This window comes from Bradyrhizobium tunisiense (genome assembly GCF_042263385.1).
GTDB lineage: Bacteria > Pseudomonadota > Alphaproteobacteria > Rhizobiales > Xanthobacteraceae > Bradyrhizobium > Bradyrhizobium tunisiense.
Genome location: NZ_JBHLEV010000013.1, coordinates 110413 through 127880, shown reverse-complemented (window position 1 = coordinate 127880; position 17468 = coordinate 110413). Strand labels below are relative to the sequence as shown.

Annotated in this window: 15 protein-coding genes and 1 pseudogene; 9 read left to right on the top strand and 7 right to left on the bottom strand. The window is 63.7% G+C overall.

Going from position 1 to position 17468, the window contains the following annotated elements:
• Positions 1-89: 89 nt before the first annotated feature.
• The 3 genes from ACFDR6_RS35085 (at position 90) to ACFDR6_RS35075 (ending at position 5396) form a co-directional block, all read left to right on the top strand.
• The gene (locus ACFDR6_RS35085) at positions 90-3554 is read left to right on the top strand and encodes an AAA family ATPase (protein ID WP_375861146.1); all 3465 of its coding nucleotides are present in this window, start codon (positions 90-92) and stop codon (positions 3552-3554) included.
• A gap of 1 nt (position 3555) precedes the next feature.
• The gene (locus ACFDR6_RS35080) at positions 3556-4350 is read left to right on the top strand and encodes a protein-L-isoaspartate O-methyltransferase family protein (RefSeq protein ID WP_375861145.1); all 795 of its coding nucleotides are present in this window, start codon (positions 3556-3558) and stop codon (positions 4348-4350) included.
• 95 nt (positions 4351-4445) lie between these two features.
• The gene (locus ACFDR6_RS35075) at positions 4446-5396 is read left to right on the top strand and encodes a DUF6492 family protein (protein ID WP_375861144.1); all 951 of its coding nucleotides are present in this window, start codon (positions 4446-4448) and stop codon (positions 5394-5396) included.
• A 10-nt stretch (positions 5397-5406) separates the two neighbouring features.
• Here ACFDR6_RS35075 and ACFDR6_RS35070 read toward each other — a convergent pair whose 3' ends face one another.
• Positions 5407-6474, bottom strand: coding sequence for an endo-1,4-beta-xylanase (locus ACFDR6_RS35070; protein ID WP_375861143.1), 1068 nt, complete (start codon positions 6472-6474; stop codon positions 5407-5409).
• Between the two features lie 319 nt (positions 6475-6793).
• Here ACFDR6_RS35070 and ACFDR6_RS35065 point away from each other — a divergent pair, with 319 nt between their 5' ends.
• The 3 genes from ACFDR6_RS35065 to ACFDR6_RS35055 all read left to right on the top strand — a co-directional run bounded on the left by ACFDR6_RS35065 (position 6794) and on the right by ACFDR6_RS35055 (position 9161).
• Positions 6794-8230 carry a lipopolysaccharide biosynthesis protein gene (locus tag ACFDR6_RS35065; RefSeq protein WP_375861142.1) on the top strand — a complete coding sequence of 479 codons (1437 nt, stop codon included), beginning with the start codon at positions 6794-6796 and terminating at the stop codon, positions 8228-8230.
• Positions 8231-8632: 402 nt separating this feature from the next.
• Positions 8633-8776: a hypothetical protein gene (locus ACFDR6_RS35060; RefSeq protein ID WP_317240823.1), complete on the top strand. Its 144-nt coding sequence runs from the start codon at positions 8633-8635 to the stop codon at positions 8774-8776.
• A 46-nt stretch (positions 8777-8822) separates the two neighbouring features.
• The gene (locus tag ACFDR6_RS35055; protein WP_317240822.1) at positions 8823-9161 is read left to right on the top strand and encodes a hypothetical protein; all 339 of its coding nucleotides are present in this window, start codon (positions 8823-8825) and stop codon (positions 9159-9161) included.
• 83 nt (positions 9162-9244) lie between these two features.
• On the opposite strand, the gene ACFDR6_RS35050 is transcribed toward ACFDR6_RS35055, so the two are convergent.
• The 3 genes and pseudogenes from ACFDR6_RS35050 to ACFDR6_RS35040 all read right to left on the bottom strand — a co-directional run bounded on the left by ACFDR6_RS35050 (position 9245) and on the right by ACFDR6_RS35040 (position 10629).
• Positions 9245-9472, bottom strand: coding sequence for a hypothetical protein (locus ACFDR6_RS35050; RefSeq protein WP_375861141.1), 228 nt, complete (start codon positions 9470-9472; stop codon positions 9245-9247).
• A gap of 56 nt (positions 9473-9528) precedes the next feature.
• A pseudogene (locus tag ACFDR6_RS35045) lies at positions 9529-10205 on the bottom strand (Crp/Fnr family transcriptional regulator).
• A gap of 148 nt (positions 10206-10353) precedes the next feature.
• Entirely contained in the window at positions 10354-10629 is a 276-nt protein-coding gene (locus ACFDR6_RS35040; protein ID WP_375861140.1) for a hypothetical protein, read from the bottom strand.
• Between the two features lie 280 nt (positions 10630-10909).
• On the opposite strand from ACFDR6_RS35040, the gene ACFDR6_RS35035 reads away from it, so the two are divergent.
• The 3 genes from ACFDR6_RS35035 (at position 10910) to ACFDR6_RS35025 (ending at position 14874) form a co-directional block, all read left to right on the top strand.
• On the top strand, positions 10910-11203 hold the full coding sequence (locus tag ACFDR6_RS35035) for a GlsB/YeaQ/YmgE family stress response membrane protein (protein WP_212092762.1): 294 nt from the start codon (positions 10910-10912) through the stop codon (positions 11201-11203).
• 662 nt (positions 11204-11865) lie between these two features.
• Complete coding sequence (locus ACFDR6_RS35030; protein WP_375861139.1) at positions 11866-12912, top strand: fatty acid desaturase; 1047 nt, start codon at positions 11866-11868, stop codon at positions 12910-12912.
• A 408-nt stretch (positions 12913-13320) separates the two neighbouring features.
• Complete coding sequence (locus ACFDR6_RS35025) at positions 13321-14874, top strand: L,D-transpeptidase (protein ID WP_375861138.1); 1554 nt, start codon at positions 13321-13323, stop codon at positions 14872-14874.
• A 34-nt stretch (positions 14875-14908) separates the two neighbouring features.
• Here the strand turns inward: ACFDR6_RS35025 and ACFDR6_RS35020 are convergent, their stop codons facing one another.
• From ACFDR6_RS35020 to ACFDR6_RS35010, 3 genes are all read right to left on the bottom strand, one after another.
• Positions 14909-15721: a class I SAM-dependent methyltransferase gene (locus tag ACFDR6_RS35020; RefSeq protein WP_375861137.1), complete on the bottom strand. Its 813-nt coding sequence runs from the start codon at positions 15719-15721 to the stop codon at positions 14909-14911.
• A gap of 141 nt (positions 15722-15862) precedes the next feature.
• Positions 15863-16399, bottom strand: a complete 537-nt coding sequence (locus ACFDR6_RS35015; RefSeq protein WP_212092759.1) for a VOC family protein — start codon at positions 16397-16399, stop codon at positions 15863-15865.
• Between the two features lie 24 nt (positions 16400-16423).
• Positions 16424-17413: a Bug family tripartite tricarboxylate transporter substrate binding protein gene (locus tag ACFDR6_RS35010; RefSeq protein WP_375861136.1), complete on the bottom strand. Its 990-nt coding sequence runs from the start codon at positions 17411-17413 to the stop codon at positions 16424-16426.
• Positions 17414-17468 lie beyond the last annotated feature (55 nt).

The following is a 17468-nucleotide window of genomic DNA, read 5'->3' as shown; positions in this document are numbered from 1 at the left end:
TCCAGTCTGAGGTGAAGTTTTGGGCCCAAAATCTGTGGTTGAGGCGCCCTGAAGCCCTTCGACGGAATGAGGGTCGGGCAGAAATCACCATGCTGGAGAACGAGCCGGACACGGGAACGGAAGGCGGGCTGAAGCGCTGGCTCGAGGGCATCGGCCTCGGCCATTACTCCGATCTCTTCGCACAGCACCGCCTTGATCTCGACGTCATGGGTGACCTGACCGAATCCGATCTGGTCGAGCTCGGATTGCCGCTTGGCGATCGCAAGCGGCTGCAACGGGCGATGGCGGCGCTGTTCGAGGCGGAAACGGCGCAGGCGCCCGCGGCGACGGTGCGGCCGCAAATCCGCACAGAGGTCGGCGCCGAGCGGCGTCAGCTCACCACCATGTTCTGTGACATGGTGGATTCCACCTCGCTCTCCGTGCAGTTCGATCCGGAAGACGTCCGCGACATGATCGCGAGCTTCCGCGAAACCTGCGTCCGCGTGGTGAAGCATTACGAGGGTTTTGCCGCCCGTTTCGTCGGCGACGGCATTCTGGTCTATTTCGGCTACCCGACCGCGCATGAGGACGATGCCGAGCGCGCGGTGCGTGCCGGGCTCGAGATCGTGCGGGTGCTGTCGACCGCACGCGCGATCGAGCCGCGCGGCGCGCTCAGCCACTCACCCGCCGTCCGCATCGGGATCGCGACGGGCCTCGTCGTGGTCGGCGACCTCATCGGACAGGGGACCGAAGAGCGCGACTCCGCGGTCGGCGAGACCGTCAACCTCGCCGCGCGCCTACAAGGCCTGGCGCCGCCCAATGGCGTGGTGATCTCCGCCTCGACCCACTCGCTGCTGAAAGGGAAGTTCGAGTTCCGCAATCTCGGCGTCCATGATCTGAAGGGAATCTCCGAGAAGGCCCAGGCCTGGCACGTGATGCGCGCCTCGCGGGTGGAAACACGTTTCGCGGCCGCCATGGGCACGCGGCTGACGCCGCTCGTCAACCGCGAGGAGGAGATCGCGCTGCTGATGGGCCGCTGGCAGCAGGCCAAGGACGGCGACGGCCAGGTCGTCGTCAAGTTCGGCGAACCTGGCATCGGCAAGTCGCGCATCATCCAGGAAATCTTCGAGCGGATCTCGGGCGACCGTCACGGACAGGTCTCGTTCCAGTGCTCGCCCTACTACACGTCCACGGCGCTCTATCCATTCGCCGAGCAGCTCAGATTCTCCCTCGGCCTCGACCGCGATGATCCGTCCGCACTGTCGCTGACGGGCCTCGAGACCGCGATCGCCGCCGCTCATGGCGACATCGAGCAGATTACGCCGCTGTTTGCCGCGCTGCTGTCGATACCGACCGCAGACCGCTATCCGCCGCTCGAGCTGTCACCGCAGCAGCAGAAGGACGCCACCGTCGCGGCACTGGTCAATCACTTCCTGGGCCTTGCGCGCGAGATGCCGCTCGTGATCGCATTCGAGGATCTGCACTGGATCGATCCGACCTCCCGTGAGGTGATCGACCTTCTGGTCGATCGGGTGCAGAACCGGCCGATCCTGGTCATCATTACCGCGCGGTCCGAATTCCAGCCGAGCTGGAACGCGCATTCGCACATCACGACGCTGGTGCTCAACCGCCTGAGCCGGCAGTTGCGCACGACGCTGGTGGAGCGCGTCGCCGGCAGAGAGATGCCCAAGGAGGTCGTCGAGGAGATCATCGTCAAGACCGACGGCGTGCCGTTGTTCCTGGAAGAGCTCACGAAGACCGTCCTGGAATCCAACCTCTTGACCGAGCGGCACGGGCGCTACGTCCTGTCGGGCCCGTGGCGGCAGCTTGCAATCCCGGCAACCCTGACCGACTCGCTGATGGCGCGGCTGGACCGCATGGGCCCGTTCAAGCGGATCGCCCAGATCGGCGCCACCATCGGCCGTGAGTTCTCCTACGAGACGCTGCATGCCGTCGCCAACACGCCGGCCGAGCAGATCGAGGCCGCGCTCAATCATCTGGAGCAGGCGGGGCTGATCATGCGCCGGGGCCATCCGCCGGACGCGCTCTATTCGTTCAAGCACGTGATGATCCAGAACGCCGCGCATGACAGCCTCTTGCACAGCGAGCGGCGCAAGCTGCATTCGCGGATCGCCCAGGTGCTCGCCGAGATGTATCCGGAGAGGACCGAGCGCGAACCGGAGCTGCTCGCCCATCACCTGACCGAGTCCGGCCAGAGCGAGGGCGCGGCCAGCTTCTGGCTCAAGGCCGGCAAGCAGGCGGCAAGGAGCGGCGGCAATCTGGAGGCAATCGGTCACCTGCGCCGGGGCTTGAGCGTCGTGCACGCCAATGCGCGCATGCAGGGCGCGGACGAGATGGAGCTCGAGCTGCGCATCGCGCTCGGCAACGCGCTGATCTCCGCCAAGGGCTACGCGGTGCAGGAGGTCGAGGAGAACTACATCCGCGCGCTCGAGCTCGGTCAGCAGCTCGACGACGACGAAAAGGCCTTTGCCGCCACCCGCGGCCTGTGGGTCTGCCATTTCATCCGCGCCGATCTCTCCCGCGCGCACGATCTCAGCGTCGAGCTGTTGAAATTCGCCAAGCGCGAGCGGCTGAACGAACGGGCGCAGCCGGCCCAGCAGACCGGCTATCTGATGGAGGCGCATCGCTCGATCGCGATGACCATGCTCTATCGCGGACGCTTTGCTGCTTCCCAGCATCATTTGCACCGCTGCATCAACCTCTATAGCCCCGATTTGCACGCCGATCTGATGGAGCGGCACGGCACCGATCCCGGCGTCGTCTCGCTCTCCTATCTCGGCTACCTCCTGTGGTTCCTCGGCCGGCCTGACGCGGCGCGCCAGCACAGCGAGCAGGCGATCGCGAATGCCGAGAAGATCCGCCATCCCTTCACGCTCGCCTTCGCGCTCGTGTTCGGCGCCTATCTCTGCCAGCATCTGCGTGACGTCGAGGGTACGCGCGACTACGCCAACCGCGCCATGATCATCGCCACCGAACACAGCTTCCTGCATTGGAAGCAGCAGGCCGCGATCCTGCGCGGCTGGGCGCTGGCCCAGCTCGGCGAGGCCGATGAAGGTCTCAGCCAGATGCGCTTCGGCCTCGACGAGTACGAGGCGATGGATTCCTGGCTCGCCGGTTGCTGGTTCCGCTGTCTGCTCGCCGAAGCCTATGCCAAGGTCGGGATGCGCGAGGCAGCCCTGCGCGCGCTTGACGGTGCACTCGCGACCGCCAGACGCACCGGCGATCACTCCTATCTCGCCGAAGTCTATCGCCTCCAAGGCGAGATCACGCTGTCGGACGGCGACCCGGCATCGACGCAGGAGGCTGTGGATCTTTTTACCCTGTCGCTGGAGGTCGCGCGCAAGCAGGGCGCGCTGTCCTGGGAGCTTCGCACTGCCGTCAGCCTGGCGCGGCTGACGCTCGACGCCGGCAAGCGTGAGCATGCCAGCCTGCTGCTTGTGCCGATCGTCGGCAAGTTCAGCGAGGGTTTCGACACGCCGGACCTGAAGCAGGCGATGGAGCTCGTCAACGAACTCGGCGCAGACGCGCTCGTCGCGAATGGGCCGATGCGGTGAGATGAGCGATCTGGCCGCCGCGCGTGCGCGTTACGTCGAGCTGATCGCGAAGCGCGAGCGGATTTCCTCACCGCGCCTGCTCGAAGCGCTTGCTGCCGTCCCGCGTGAGGATTTTTTGCCCAGAGGCCGGTGGCGTATCAAGAGCGAGACGGCCCGCAGCTACCGGCTGACGCCGGATGCCGATCCCGTCCATCTCTACGACAATGTGCTGGTCGCGATCGACGCGCGCCGCAGGCTCGACACCGGGCTGCCGAGCCTGTGGGCGCATTTCATCGACGTGCTCGACATCAAGGAGAAGGACCGCGTGGTCCAGATCGGTTGCGGGCTCGGTTATTTCACGGCGATCCTGTCCAGGATGGTCGGCCCGAAGGGACGCGTAACGGCGGTCGATTGTGACGAGCGTCTGGCGCTCCGCGCTGCGAACTATCTTCGCCCCTATCGCAACGTCATCGTATGTCACGGCGATGGATGTGAGGAGATTAGCGAGCCCGCCGACGTGATCATCATACACGCCGGGTTCTCGTACCCGCATCCGCTCTGGCTCGAGGCGCTGCGCCCGCGCGGCCGCCTGCTGGTGCCGCTGACGCAGCGGGACCGTGAAGGCGCGGTCATCAAGATCACCCGCAAGGGCAGGGGCTTTCAAGCCGAAGCGGTCCAGCAGATCCGGATCTTCCCCGGCCGGGGCCGCGGCACCACCGGGCTCGACGACCGCGTCGCCGACTGGTGGCAGCGCGCGTCGGCGCTGGCGCCACTGCGCTTTCGCGGCATCGAGCGGGGGCTGCCGTCGGATGGCTAATTCTTCATTTCATTTTACCTTGATTGCGGATGCAGGTATCCAACGCCTTCCGGCACGGCTATGACTGAGGATCGATGGCCATTTGAGCACGCATCATGCATTCCGTTGCCCTGCTGACTGCCAGCTATGCCAAGGATATCGAACGCTTTTCGCTGCTCAGCGAAAGCATCGACACCTGGCTGACGGGATATACGCGGCATTATGTTCTCGTTAACGATGAGGATGTGCCGCTGTTCGCGCGCTTTGCGTCCGACAAGCGGGTCATCGTTCCGGCCTCGCGCTATTTGCCGAAATGGCTGTTCGCGTTGCCGCCGGCGCTCCAGTTCATCAGCAAGCGGCGCGTCTGGCTGTCGCTGCTGTCGTCACCTGTGCACGGCTGGCACATCCAGCAGATCCTGAAGATCGCCGGCGTCCTCAATGCGTCCGAGCAGCGCGTCTGCATCCTGGATTCGGACAATCTGTTCTTCCGCGAGTTCGATGTCGGTCAATATGCCGGTGGAGAGCAGACGCCGCTCTTCGTTGCGCGCAAGGCGATCGGCGCCGACCATCCGTTGCATGGTTTGTGGCTGCGGACGGTTGATCAGCTTCTCGGCATCCAGGACCGCTCCTTCCCCGCTGACGACTATGTCGGTAATGCGCTGGTCTGGGACAGGGACACCGCGCGTGCGATGACCGACGCCATCAAGTCGGCGACCGGCCTGAGCTGGGCGCTGGCCTTGTGCCGCAAGAAGAAATTCTCCGAATACCTGCTTTACGGCAATTTCGTCGCGAACTCGCCGAAGCATTTGGCGACCCATCGGGTTACGGAAGACAGCATCGCAGTCTCGCATTGGGACGACACGCCGCTCGATCGCCCGTCGATCGAAGCGCTGATCCGCAACGCCTCTCCCGAACAGGTCGCGCTCTGCATCCAGTCCTATTCGTCGACCTCGGTCGAGGATATCCGCGACGTATTCCGCCTCAGCTCGCGTGATCGCCGGGCTCCGAGCCTGTCTCCCGAAGACATGGGAGATGCGGCCGAGTTCGAGGTAAGGACGCGCAGCTAAGCTTGCGCGCTCAAGCGTCCCTCGTGAACTTGCTGATCACGTCCATGAACGGCTTCGGCTTGAACTCGCCGTCGAGTGGCAGGGGTCGGTTCGGCTGCTTGTCCGCGCGGGCAAAGGTGCCGTTGATCCAGCTATAGCGATCGGAGAGGCCCCAGGTCAGGATCGAGCGAACCGGGCCGCTGGTCGAGATCGCCGTGAGCAGATCGTCCACGCGCTTGGCGACGATGGCGTCGCGTTCGGCCGGATTGCCCGTCAGCTTCTGGTCGTCGACGTCGAGCTCGGTGACGAGCACCTCGAGGCCCCAGGAGCGCAGCTCGGTGACGAATTCGGCGAGCCCATGGGTGTCGATCTCGAGCTCGGCATGCAGATGCGATTGCAGGCCCACGGCGTGGAGCGGAACACCCTGGTCGAGCAGGTCCATGATCAGGTTGCGGTAGGCCGCGCGCTTCGCGATGAACGAATCCTTGGCCGATTCGATGTCATATTCGTTGATCGCGAGCTTGACGAAGGGATCGGCGGCGGCCGCCGTGCGGAAGGCCAGCGGAATCCAGCTTTGACCCAGATGCTGCGTCCAGAACGTGTCGCGCCGGTCCTTTGGACTGCGGGGATTGTCCGGGATCGGCTCGTTGACGACGTCCCACGACGTCAGCTTGTCCTTGTAGTAGGAGACGACCGTGCCGATGTGGTCGAGATAGGCGCGCTCGACGCCGCGGGTCGACTTGATCTGCTTGGTCCAGTCCGGAATGTCGTGATACCAGGCGAGCGCGTGGCCGCGCATCGTCAGATCGTTCTCCCGCGCAAAATCCAGGATGGCGTCGGCGCGCTCGAAGTTGAACGTGTGCGCGTTCGGCCGCAGCATCGGCCATTTCAGTTCGAGCACCGGCACCACCTGCGTGCAATAGGTGCTGATGGCTTCGCCGAGCCTTGGATCGGCTTGCAGGTCCCAGAGCGTGGCGGCCGCGCCAAAACCCTGATGGCGCCGGGCGAGCTTCGATGCCGGCACGGCCGATGCCGATGCGCCCGCCGCGAGTGCTGCGGCGCCGCCAAGAAGAAATTCGCGTCTATCGAGCCTCGTCACGGCAGTCCTTTTTCGAACCAACGCACCATCGTACCAAGCGGCGCCTTGCGATGCCGGGGTTTTGCCTTGTTGGGTTAACCTCTGCCATCTGCAAGACACGAGTTCCGGCCATGGTCGCCTTGCTGTCAGGGCCTGCCGTTCCAGAAGGGCAAATTTAACGCTAACGCGCGAAAGCGGCCTCGAAGGTTCATTCGCCGCCCGATCTGCAGACTAATGTGACACTCTTGAGCGATGCTGCGGCGCAGTTCGTCCGCTCCGCCATGGTCCCATTGATGAACGGCCGCCACACTCGCAAGACCGCCGCCGGTCCCGTGCTCGCATGCTGAACCGCCATTTCTCGATTTATCTCGTCGCCTACATCCTGCCCGCGGCGGTGGGCTTCTTCGCCGTCACGGCCTATACGCGCCTGCTGAGCCCGGCGGAGTACGGCGTTTATGTCGTAGGTATCAGCCTCGCCGGCATTCTGGGCGCGATCTACTTCGCCTGGATCAAGCTGTCGGTGTCCCGCTATCAGGCGATGTCGTCGGAGGTGGATTTTCGCGGCACTGCGATGGTCGCCTTCGCCCTCACCGCCGCGGTGCTCTGCGCCACGACTCCGCTGGTGTTCCTGTTCCGCAGCGACGTCAGCGTGGAGCTGCTGCTTGCCAGCATGTTCGTCGCGATCATGGCCAATGCCGTCGATGTCGGTCAGGAGTTCGAACGCGCCAAATTGCGGCCCTACCGGTTTGCCGCCATCTCGATCGTGCGCAGCGTGGCGAGCGTCGGCTTCGGCCTCGCCGCCGTCTGGCTCGGTTGGGGTGGATTGGGGCTGCTTGCCGCGTTCGGCCTGGGCTCGCTCACCGGAATCATCCTGAATCTGGTCGGCGACCGCACCAGGATCGCGTCCTTCCAGCGCAGCCAGTTCATGCAGCTTGCGCGTTACGGCCTGCCGTTGACGTTGGCCGGATTGTCCGTCGCGATCTACTCGGCCTGCGACCGCCTCATCGTGGCTTATCTGCTCGGCAAGGATGCCGCCGGCATCTTCGGCGTCGCCGCCGACCTGCCGCGCCAGTTCATGGTCATGATTGCATCCAGCGTCGCCGCAGCGACCGTGCCGCTGGTGTTCCGGTCATTGTCCGAGAATAACAGGGAGACGACGCGGGAGCGGCTGACCGAGAGCCTCGAGCTGCTGCTCGTCGTCGTGACCCCGGTTGCGGTCTGGCTCGCGCTGGCCGCGGATCAGGTCGCCGGGACGCTCGTCGGCATCGACTTTCGCGCCGGCGTGTCGGCGCTGCTGCCGACCCTGGTGCTTGCCCGCTTCTTCGGGATTGCCAATCAGTTCTACGTCCAGATCAGCTTCCAGCTCGCCGAGCGGCCCTTCATGCTGGCGGCGCAATCCTTTGTCACGCTGGTGGTCAGCGTGGTCCTGATGGTCGTGCTGGTCGCCGGTTACGGCATCTACGGCGCGGCGCTGGCGACGCTTGTGACCGAGGCGATCGGATTCCTCGTTGCCGTCGTCCTGATGCATCGTGCGCACCCGGTTCCGTTCGACCTCGGCCGTCTCGCCGGGGTCGCGGTTTCGGCCGCGGCGATGGCGGCCGCCATCCTCGTTGCGCGTTCGCAAGTCGGCGGCACCGGCCTCGTGGCGCTGATCGTCGTGAGCCTTGCAGGCGGCTTCGCTTATGCCGCCGCAGCGTGGCTTCTCAATGTCGCCCAGGTGCAGACGCTGTCGTTGCGCGTCTTGCGGGCCTCCACCCGGAACGTGCTGGGGGTGTAGCAAGGAGGCGGCCCGGTTCCAGGAAAGACCTTCGCCCGAGCGAGCAATATTGATCAGTAACCGGGGGGCCAGCCTTCTATGCTGGCCTCATCACCGCCCCTTATCGGCAATCTATCGGTGATTGAGGATGCTGTAACGCTCTCGCCGGATCCCCGCGGTGCACCGCATGTACTTGCAGTATTCCCAGGCACACAGTCCCTCACCTGCATCAGGCGAAGGGCCGCGATGTCGTTGGTGTGGCGAATGCACGAGCTTGGTGAGGATTCCGGGCCTGGCAGCATTGGAGATCGGAACGTTCGCGTGCGCCGGGTGCCACCAAGGTTCCGCCGCCGCAATCGAAAGCGATCCGATGACGTTGGCCACGATGGTCTGGCTCGACAGTCATGACCTGCGGCCACCGACTTGAGCGAGCTGGACGAGTTCATCCGGCGCGAAAACCTCAGAATCTTCAAACGGGGCATCGATCTGGAAAAAGACGCTGTCCGGCGGCAATGGCTCCTGGAGCGTTTGGCCGACGAAGAGGCGAAAGGCCGGGTCACGAGCTGATAGGCGAGCGCCGGGACCTTCAAAGAGGCGTGGATGGGAGATGCGGGTGAGCGGATACATATTCAATAATAGGGGCGTCCGCGCCGGCGTCGTGAACGGTGCATCGATTTTCGATCTCACTGGCAAGAGAGTTTACGATCTTCGGGGAAACAACATCTACCGTCTCTCGGGCGAGTTGGTCGGTCATATGCTCGACGCGTCGGGCTCCGACAAGCGCCTGGACCGCGGCAGCGAAGCGCTGCTTTCCGTTGGGGAAGCGCCGGAGCTTGACGAGCCCGAGAACCGTTCTGCACCGCAAAGGCAGCCATCTGCCAATTTTGCGGAAGCAATACGGCTGCGCCGAATCATCTCCGACGCCCCGGCCGATCGTTCCAAAAAAGGGTGATCGTGCACTCCCGAGGTTTTCACGAACAACGCGCGAAGCGGCAGGCGACGATGCCCGATGCGGAGGCCGATCAATTGGAAAATCTATTGCAGCGGCGACCGCACCCTCGTTTCAGCATCGTAGATCAGGATTTGCAGCATCGGGAACCTGCCGAGCAACTCGGTGCCGGCTGCCCGGGCAGCCGTCTCGCTTTCGTAACGGGTCTTGAAGTGGCCATCGACGATTAGCGAGAAGCCACTGGCTGGTGCCACGTCGGCCCTTTGAATCGTTCTCGGCTCGATCTCTTCGACTTGCACGGTCGGCTTCTTCATGAGGTGCCTTCGATCGTTGCAGGAGAGGGCTTGGGGCGCGCTTGCTTCCAACCGTCTCAGTCGTCCCTCGCGATCTCAGGCTTGTCATACAAGACCGCGTTCAGGAGGGAAGTGTGAACCTCGATCTTGCCGTTGTAGGTGATAAAGCCGAGCTTGCGAAATTTGTTCATGAAAAAGCTGACGCGGGATCGGGTTGTCCCGATCATCTCCGCAAGTGTCTCCTGACTAACCTTCGCCGAGATGGGCTGAGTGGCGCCGTCCTTGCCGAAATTGGCCAACAGCAGCAGAAGACGCGCAAGCCGCTTCTCGCTCGAATTAAACAACTGGTCGATCAGGTCTTCTTCTATGCGGCTGTTTCGGCTCAGCAGATACCCATGAACAACTCGGAGAACTTCGGTTCGGCCTTGAGTGCGACGAGCATCGCTGGCTTCGTGATGGACGTGATCACGCTTTGCTCCATCGCCACGGTCGTCGAAATCCGCAAGGGATGGCCGTTCAGGCAGCCCTCACCGAAGAATTGTCCGGGCTCCATGATTCCGGCCACCGCCTCCTTGCCCTGCTCCGAGACGACGAGAACCTTGATCCTCCCCTTCTGGATGTAAAAAACGTTATCCGCGGCATCGCCTTGCGAGAACACCACCTGGTTCTTGTCGAACTTCAATATGGTTTTGCCCTCGCCGACCTTGGCGAGAAAGAGTTTTGGATCGAACGCGCTTTTCGGCGCTTTTGGCATGACGTCGCACAACCTAATGGAGAGAGCTTCAGTCTAGCAAGACCTTGCCGGGCACGTTAGGCAAATCTTGCTTCGCCTCCGGTCTGTGATTTGGAGCAGGCAATCTGCCTGCGGCTTAGGGCGGGCTCGTTAAGCGGATTGCCCGCGCTCAATGCCTTACGACCGTCTGATGCCGATCCTTCATGAGTGCGGCGTCCAGTTCCGTCTGGCTGATCGCGCAGGACCGGGTCCGCGATTGGGAGGCAGACCTCGCGGGCGTTTGCAACAGCGTCGCCACGCGCCGATAGGCGATTCTCGACAATCCTTCGATCCGCTCGTCGTCAGTGAGGATGACATATTCGCCGGCGGGCTGAGCGCCCTCCAGCCCCTGAAGGACGAAGGGATTGGCGAACGATACGATGGTCCGCGTTGTTCTGATGGTCAAGATGAGATCTCCTGGTCGAGCCTGCAGGGCGCCGGCCGCGCCATTTGCCGACGCGGCTCATCGCGCCGGGTCGCGGGAGAGACATTCGAGACTCTAACGGTTGGGTCGCCCGGCTGCAGAGCAGAATTGCTCATCTTTGAAGGAATGGTTCGCAATTGATGGTGAACCCCCGCGCCGATCATACGACCGTCATTTGAGCAGTTTTGCACATCATCCGCTCCTGCCCAGGTCTAACCGTTGGGCGGAATGCTGCTCGGTTGTCCGATGCTGAGGATGTGAAATGAACATATCTGGTGAGGGCCTTTTCGTCATATTGGCTGTGGGCATCGCGGCCGGTTGGCTCGCGTGCCAGATCGTCATGGGCACCGGCCTGGGCTTGGTTGGTGATCTCGTCGTGGGAATAACAGGGGCCTTCATTGCGAGCTTGATCATTCCGCAGCTGGGGATTCATCCCGGTTCGGGTGTCGTCTCGCAGATTGTCAACGCTGTGGTGGGTGCGGTCCTGCTGCTCTTGATCATCGGGCTCGTCCGCGGACGAAGCAGCTGGGGCGGCGCTTGGCGCAAGCGCTGGTAGCCGCGTCGTGAGAATATGCCTGGAACGAACGTCGTCGGGGTGACTTGGTGATGACGACCGGATGTGATGCCCACTCATCATATCTGATGAAGGGCGGTCCTGGTTCCTACCCCCGTGCCAGGGCCGCTTTCTTGCGCGCGCTCCTTCAGCTGCTATTCGGTTGATCTCATCGGATCGGCCAGAGATTCATGGACGTTCCCGCACTTGGAGCATTTGAAGATGCGCAGATTGAGGCCGTCGCGACTTGCCCCGACCTGAATCAGCATCATGCGGCTCTGGCAGGCCGGGCAGTGTGGTCGTGGTATCGGGATCAAGGTCGGTTCTGGACGACTATAGACCTCGGACATATGAAGCTACTCCTCATATGGCGGCGTATGCCGGACCCGAAGCCGCCGCCGATGACAGCCGATTCGCCGGCCGCGTAACGATGAGCATGCCGCGCCCGTCCGTCAGCCACTGTTCAATATTGCTCACATTGCGGGAATCGCCGGCCGCGAACGCGTCTAATCTGGCCCCGATCCGTTTGCGGCGCGCCTGATGTGAGCAATATTGCTCAGCAGGATATCTAAGCCCTGACCAGTATGGGCGCGTGCGGGGCACGATTTCCGAACCGCTGCCGAAGGCGTCCGGGCGATCGCAGTACTTTTTTGGAGCAGGCGGAAATGCCGCAAGGAATGCCGGAGATGCGCGCATCCGTGCAGTCGCTCGTTCGCTATCGCGAGCCCGACAGTGTACGCGGTGTTCTCGAATTGGCGATCACGGCAGTTCCGCTCTGCTTCATCTGGGCGCTGATTTGGGCCGCTCTTGACCAGGGCTATTGGTTCGCCGTGCTGTTCGAGGTCCCTGCTGCGGGCTTGCTGGTCCGTCTGTTCATGATCCAGCATGATTGCGGACATGGCTCTTTCTTCCGCGGCCGGGCTGTGAACGATTGGGTCGGCCGAGCCATCGGTGTGGTGACGCTGACACCATATGATTATTGGCGGCATAACCATGCCCGCCATCATGCGAACTCCGGCAATCTCGATCACCGGGGCTTGGGCGACATTGATACGTTGACCGTGCGCGAGTTTCGCGACCAGCCGCGATGGCGTCGGGTGCTATACCGGCTGTATCGGCATCCCATCGTGATGTTTGGTGTCGGTCCCACCTATTTGTTCATCTTCAAGCATCGGGTGCCGATTGGGTTGATGCGCGGCGGCTGGACCCCTTGGCTGAGTACGATGGGCACGAACGCCGCCATCGCGATTCTGGTCGCCGCGATGATTTGGCTGGTCGGCTATGGGCCATTCCTGCTGGTACACCTACCGATCGTCGTTCTGGCGGCGTCCATCGGTGTCTGGCTGTTCTACGTCCAGCACCAGTTCGAGCACACCTACTGGTCACATGACGAGACCTGGAATTTTCACGATGCCGCACTGCACGGCAGCTCGCACTACCAATTACCGCGTGTCTTGCGGTGGTTTACGGCGAATATCGGCGTCCACCACGTCCATCATTTGTGCAGTCGAATTCCCTGCTATCGCCTGCCGGAGGTGTTGCGGGACCATCCACAGCTCGCCGCCGTCGGACGGATTACGCTGGTCCAGAGCTTGCGAACCGTGCGGCTGACCTTATGGGACGAGGAGCGGCTGCAACTCGTCTCCTTTGGAGAGGCAACCTTGACCTCAGCCGCCTCGCCGCTGGCGGCACGCCTGCGGCCAGGCCGCTGAAGGCGTGAATGTCCGCACCGCGGTTGCAGTGATTGCCGAGGTTCGGTCGGAAGGTGCTGGCGACCTCCTGAAACGCTGTCCGTCCCAAGGACATATGCGTTCTTGCCGCATCGCGTGATCCGGATCGTGATCGCTGGCGCCGTTCATTCCCGGTGAGGTCCAAGAACCGGCGGATCCGACCCTCCAGGCGGACGTTTCGCCGCAGCGAGAGACCCAGCCTCGGACCAGCCTCAGGCTCAAGCCACCCTTCCGCCTGCGTAAGCCGTCGTATATGAGAGATTTGTTGCCGAAGCGGGCCGAATATCGCCACAGACGGAACGTATGGCGGCTGCGATTTCTTAATCCAAAGATCGCAATCTGACACGTAATCGACATGAGCGCGGACTGGCATTCCGACCGGGGCATGGCATGAGAGACCGACCGACGACGGCGCAATCCACCCTGGCAACGCGGCGTTGGGGCCCTCCCGGAATTGTGACGCTGGCGGCGATGGTCGCGTTTGGCGCCCTGCCCCCGGCCGGGGCGGCCAAGCAGGCGCGCCAGCCGGCGGAGGCGGTGGCGCAGCGGCAGGCGGGTGATCCGATCATGGCGATCGTATCGATCAAGAGCCAGCAGGTCACCTTCTACGACGCCGACGGTTGGATCGTGCGCGCGCCGGTGTCGACCGGCACTACGGGACGCGAGACGCCGGCCGGCGTGTTCGCCATCCTCGAGAAGAACCGGGAGCATCGCTCGAGCCTGTATGACGATGCCTGGATGCCGCATATGCAGCGCATCACCTGGAACGGCATCGCCCTGCATGGCGGACCGCTGCCCGGTTATGCCGCCTCGCACGGCTGCGTGCGGATGCCGTTCGGCTTTGCCGAGAACGTGTTCGACAAGACCTATATCGGCATGCGCGTGATCGTCTCGCCTCACGACACGGTCCCGACCGATTTCTCTCATCCCTCGCTCTTCGTGCCGAAGCCGGAGGCCATCGCTGCCGTCCCCGGCCGGGCGAACAAGCTCTCCGCCGAGGCCGAAGAGGCGACAAGGGCCGCCGACGAGGCCAAGAAGGCTGCATCTGCTGCCGCGAAGGAAGCTGCTTCGCTCCCTGCCACGCTGCGCAAGCTGGAACAGCAGAAGGCCCGCGCCGATGCCGAGCTCGCTTTCGCCGACAAGACGCTCGCAAACGTCAAGAACGATCAGGCCCGCGCCAAGGCTGAGGAGTTGAAGCAGAAGGCGGCAGCCAAGGCCGCCGACGCGGCGACGCAGCTCGACGCCGCCAGGGCGGCCGCGCAGCCGAAGCGCGATGCCGTTGCTGCAACGAAGGACGCCGCCAAGGCCACTGCCGCCAGAAGGGCCGAGGCGGTGAAGGCCGCGACCGACGCGAAACTCGCGGGCGAGCCGGTCTCGGTCTATATCAGCCGCGAGACGCAGAAGCTCTATGTGCGGCGAAACACGCACAAGCCGGCGCCCGACGGCGGCGGCGAGGTGTTCGACACCAGCATCGAGGTCCCCGTCACGATCCGCAATCCCGAGCGGCCGCTCGGCACGCATATCTTCACGGCGATGGCGAAGACCGACACGGGCCTGCGCTGGAGCGTGGTCACGATCGAAAACGGCGACGAGGCTCGCAATGCCCTCGACCGCATCACGATCCCGCAGGACGTTTGGGATCGCATCGGGCCGACCGCATTGCCGCGCTCCTCGATCGTCATCTCGGACGAGCCGCTGAGCAGCGAGACCAACTACCGGACGGAGTTCGTCGCGGTGCTGAAAAACGAGCCGCAGGGCGGCTTCATCACCCGCAAGCCGACCGCCCCCGACATGATCGCCAGCGACGACGGCTGGGACAATGGCGGCAACGGCTTCGGCTTCTTCTACCAGCGTGACCCCTACGTACAGCCGGCTCCACGCCGGCAGCGCGGCCAGTATCAATACTATCAGTCGACGCAGCCGATGCAGCGAAGCTGGTGGTAGGAGGCAGGACGGCGCCCCGGGCGGCGGCCTGCAGCTACGACCGCGCTTCGATCACCACAGCCTGAATCTTGCCTTCCACCGCTCCGGCTCCATGACGCGTCAGGATTGTCTCGGCGACGATGTCGGTCGCAGCCTGAAGCTTGCTGGCATCCCTTGTCTCGATCTCGCTGCGCAGCGGCGTGCCCTGACAGAGGGCGAGCGCGACGTATTCGGGCGATGGCGCGCGGCTGATCTCGGATCGCGTCTCGATCGAGATGTCGCGGAAGCCTGCGCGTTCGAGGTCGGTCCTGATGACGGTCTTGTCGCAATAGCCGTGCGGCGTGCGAACCATGAATCGCGGCGGGTCGTCGGGAAATAGCTTTGCAAGCGCCAGCGTTGCTTCATGCGACAGCACATTGTCCTCGATCCGATCCCAGACGTTGAACACGAACGTGCCGTCGCGCTTCAGGACGCGCTTCACCTCTTTGTAAGCCTTGACACGGTCCGGAAAGAACATGGCGCCGAATTGGCAGCAGACCACGTCGAACTCGCCGTCGCCAAAGGGGAGAGCCATTGCGTCGGCCTGGCGCCAGGTGATCCGATCGTCATCGGCCTGGCGTTGCGCAGCGACCGCGAGCATGGGCTCGTTGAGGTCGGTCGCGACATAGCGGATGCCGCGCGGCAGCGCCGCTGCCACGGCGCGCGTCACGGCGCCGGTGCCCGCGGCGATCTCGAGCAGCACGGCAGGAGAGCGGGCCGCGACGCGTCTTGCGATGTCCTCCGCGTAGACGGAGAAGATCATCGGGACGAGATACTCGTCGTAGATTTTCGGAATCGAGCCGGCGAAAACCTTGTCAGTGTCGGACATGTTGCCTCGCTGCAGGTTCGAATGCGGGGCTCATCCTACCATGGATAGCCGTCTACCGCGCCAGCAATGACGTGAACCCGGCCGGCTCCTGCATCGTCTTGCGCGCCCTCGAAGGGCATTGGCGAGGTCCATGACGGGGCCTTACGATTTTGCCCCGACCTCACGGATCGGCCGCGTGCCGTCCCAGTTCAACGCCGCCTGACGGACACGCTCGAAGAACGGCCCCTTGGTGCCGCTGATGTCGGAGATCTCGATCACCGTGCCCGGATGGGCCTGGGTGTCGAAATAGGCAAAGCGGCCCTTGTCGCCGCCGATCTGGCCCTCGTGGCCGATCCTGTAGCCGAGCCCGAGGGCCTTGTCGTAGAGCGCCTGATAGTCGAGGCTCCAATAGGACATGTGCTGCAGGCCCTCGTGGCCGGCGTCGAGGAACTCCTTGTACAGCGAAGGCGCATCGTTGCGCTGCTGGATCAGCTCGATCTGGAGGTCGCCGGAATTGGCGAGCGCAATGCTCATCTCGACGGCTGAATCCTGGCCGCGATGACGGAACCAGTCGGTCTTGACGCGGTCCATGTAGTACCAGGGGCCGACGCGCATCACCTCGATCCAATGCTTCATCGCAGCCTGGATGTCCCGCACGACGTAGCCGTTCTGGCGCACCGCGCCGAAGATGCGGCTCATGCTCGCGCTCCTCTCGTCACTCGATCACTTGACCTCAATGCCTGCGTCCTTGGCAACCTGCTTCCAGGCCGCGATGTCGCGGGCGTTGATGTCGCGCTGCTCTTCGCCGGGGATGAATTGCGGCGTGATGCCGAGCGCCAGCAGCTTCTCCTTCACGACGGCGTCGCCGAGCGCATCCTTCAGCGCCGCCGACAGCTTCGTGGCGATGGGCGGCGCGAGCCCCGCGGGCGCATACATCGCCCAGGACAGGCTGCGGTCGAACGGCACGCCCTGCTCCTTGTAGCTGGCGACGTCGGGCAGGCTCGGCGAACGCTCGCCGCAGGCGGCCAGCGCCTTGATCGATCCCTCCTTCACCAGTGGCGTCGCGGTCGCGACGTCGAGGGTCGCCAGCGAGATGTGGCCGCCGAGCAGGTCGCCGGCCAGCTTCGCGATGCCGTTGAACGGCACGTGGTCCATCTTGATGCCGGTCTGCTGCATCAGGATTTCGGCACAGAATTGCCCGGTCGAGCCGACGCCCCAGCTGCCGTACTGGATCGGCTCGCCCTTCCTGGCGAGCGCGATCAGACCTTTGATGTCGTTGGCCGGGAAATTCTTGGTCGCGACCAGCATGATCGAGGACGTCCCGACACGCCCGATGGTCGTGAAATCCCTGATCGAATCGTAGGGCAGCTTTGGATAGATCGCCGGTGCCAGTACATGCGTGGTCATGCCGCCGACGGTGATGGTGTAGCCGTCATTGGGCGACGTCGCGACCATCTGCGTGCCGAGCGTGCCGGCCGCGCCCGTGTGGTTCTCGATATAGATGCTCTGTCCGAGCGTCCTGCCCATTCTCTCGGCAAGCAGCCGGCCGACCACGTCGCCGCCGCCGCCGGCCGCATAAGGCAGCAGCATCTTGATCTTGTGCGTGGGGTAGGCGGCTGGATCCTCGGCGTGCGCCGGCAACATCGCGGGCAACGTTGCGACCAACGACCATGTTACGGCCCGAAGCAAGCGAAGGCGGGCGAAGCGCGCCATGAACCATTCTCCCAAAAATTGCTCTCCGCTTGTTCTTCGGGCGGAGTTGAAACGC

Excerpts from the sequence above, each read along its gene's own strand:
- ACFDR6_RS35085 (WP_375861146.1), top strand. The coding sequence starts at position 90 with ATGCTGGAGAACGAGCCGGACACGGGAACGGAAGGCGGGCTGAAGCGC.
- ACFDR6_RS35080 (WP_375861145.1), top strand. The coding sequence starts at position 3,556 with ATGAGCGATCTGGCCGCCGCGCGTGCGCGTTACGTCGAGCTGATCGCG.
- ACFDR6_RS35075 (WP_375861144.1), top strand. The coding sequence starts at position 4,446 with ATGCATTCCGTTGCCCTGCTGACTGCCAGCTATGCCAAGGATATCGAA.
- ACFDR6_RS35065 (WP_375861142.1), top strand. The coding sequence starts at position 6,794 with ATGCTGAACCGCCATTTCTCGATTTATCTCGTCGCCTACATCCTGCCC.
- ACFDR6_RS35050 (WP_375861141.1), bottom strand. The coding sequence starts at position 9,472 with ATGAAGAAGCCGACCGTGCAAGTCGAAGAGATCGAGCCGAGAACGATT.
- ACFDR6_RS35035 (WP_212092762.1), top strand. The coding sequence starts at position 10,910 with ATGAACATATCTGGTGAGGGCCTTTTCGTCATATTGGCTGTGGGCATC.
- ACFDR6_RS35030 (WP_375861139.1), top strand. The coding sequence starts at position 11,866 with ATGCCGCAAGGAATGCCGGAGATGCGCGCATCCGTGCAGTCGCTCGTT.
- ACFDR6_RS35025 (WP_375861138.1), top strand. The coding sequence starts at position 13,321 with ATGAGAGACCGACCGACGACGGCGCAATCCACCCTGGCAACGCGGCGT.
- ACFDR6_RS35020 (WP_375861137.1), bottom strand. The coding sequence starts at position 15,721 with ATGTCCGACACTGACAAGGTTTTCGCCGGCTCGATTCCGAAAATCTAC.
- ACFDR6_RS35015 (WP_212092759.1), bottom strand. The coding sequence starts at position 16,399 with ATGAGCCGCATCTTCGGCGCGGTGCGCCAGAACGGCTACGTCGTGCGG.
- ACFDR6_RS35010 (WP_375861136.1), bottom strand. The coding sequence starts at position 17,413 with ATGGCGCGCTTCGCCCGCCTTCGCTTGCTTCGGGCCGTAACATGGTCG.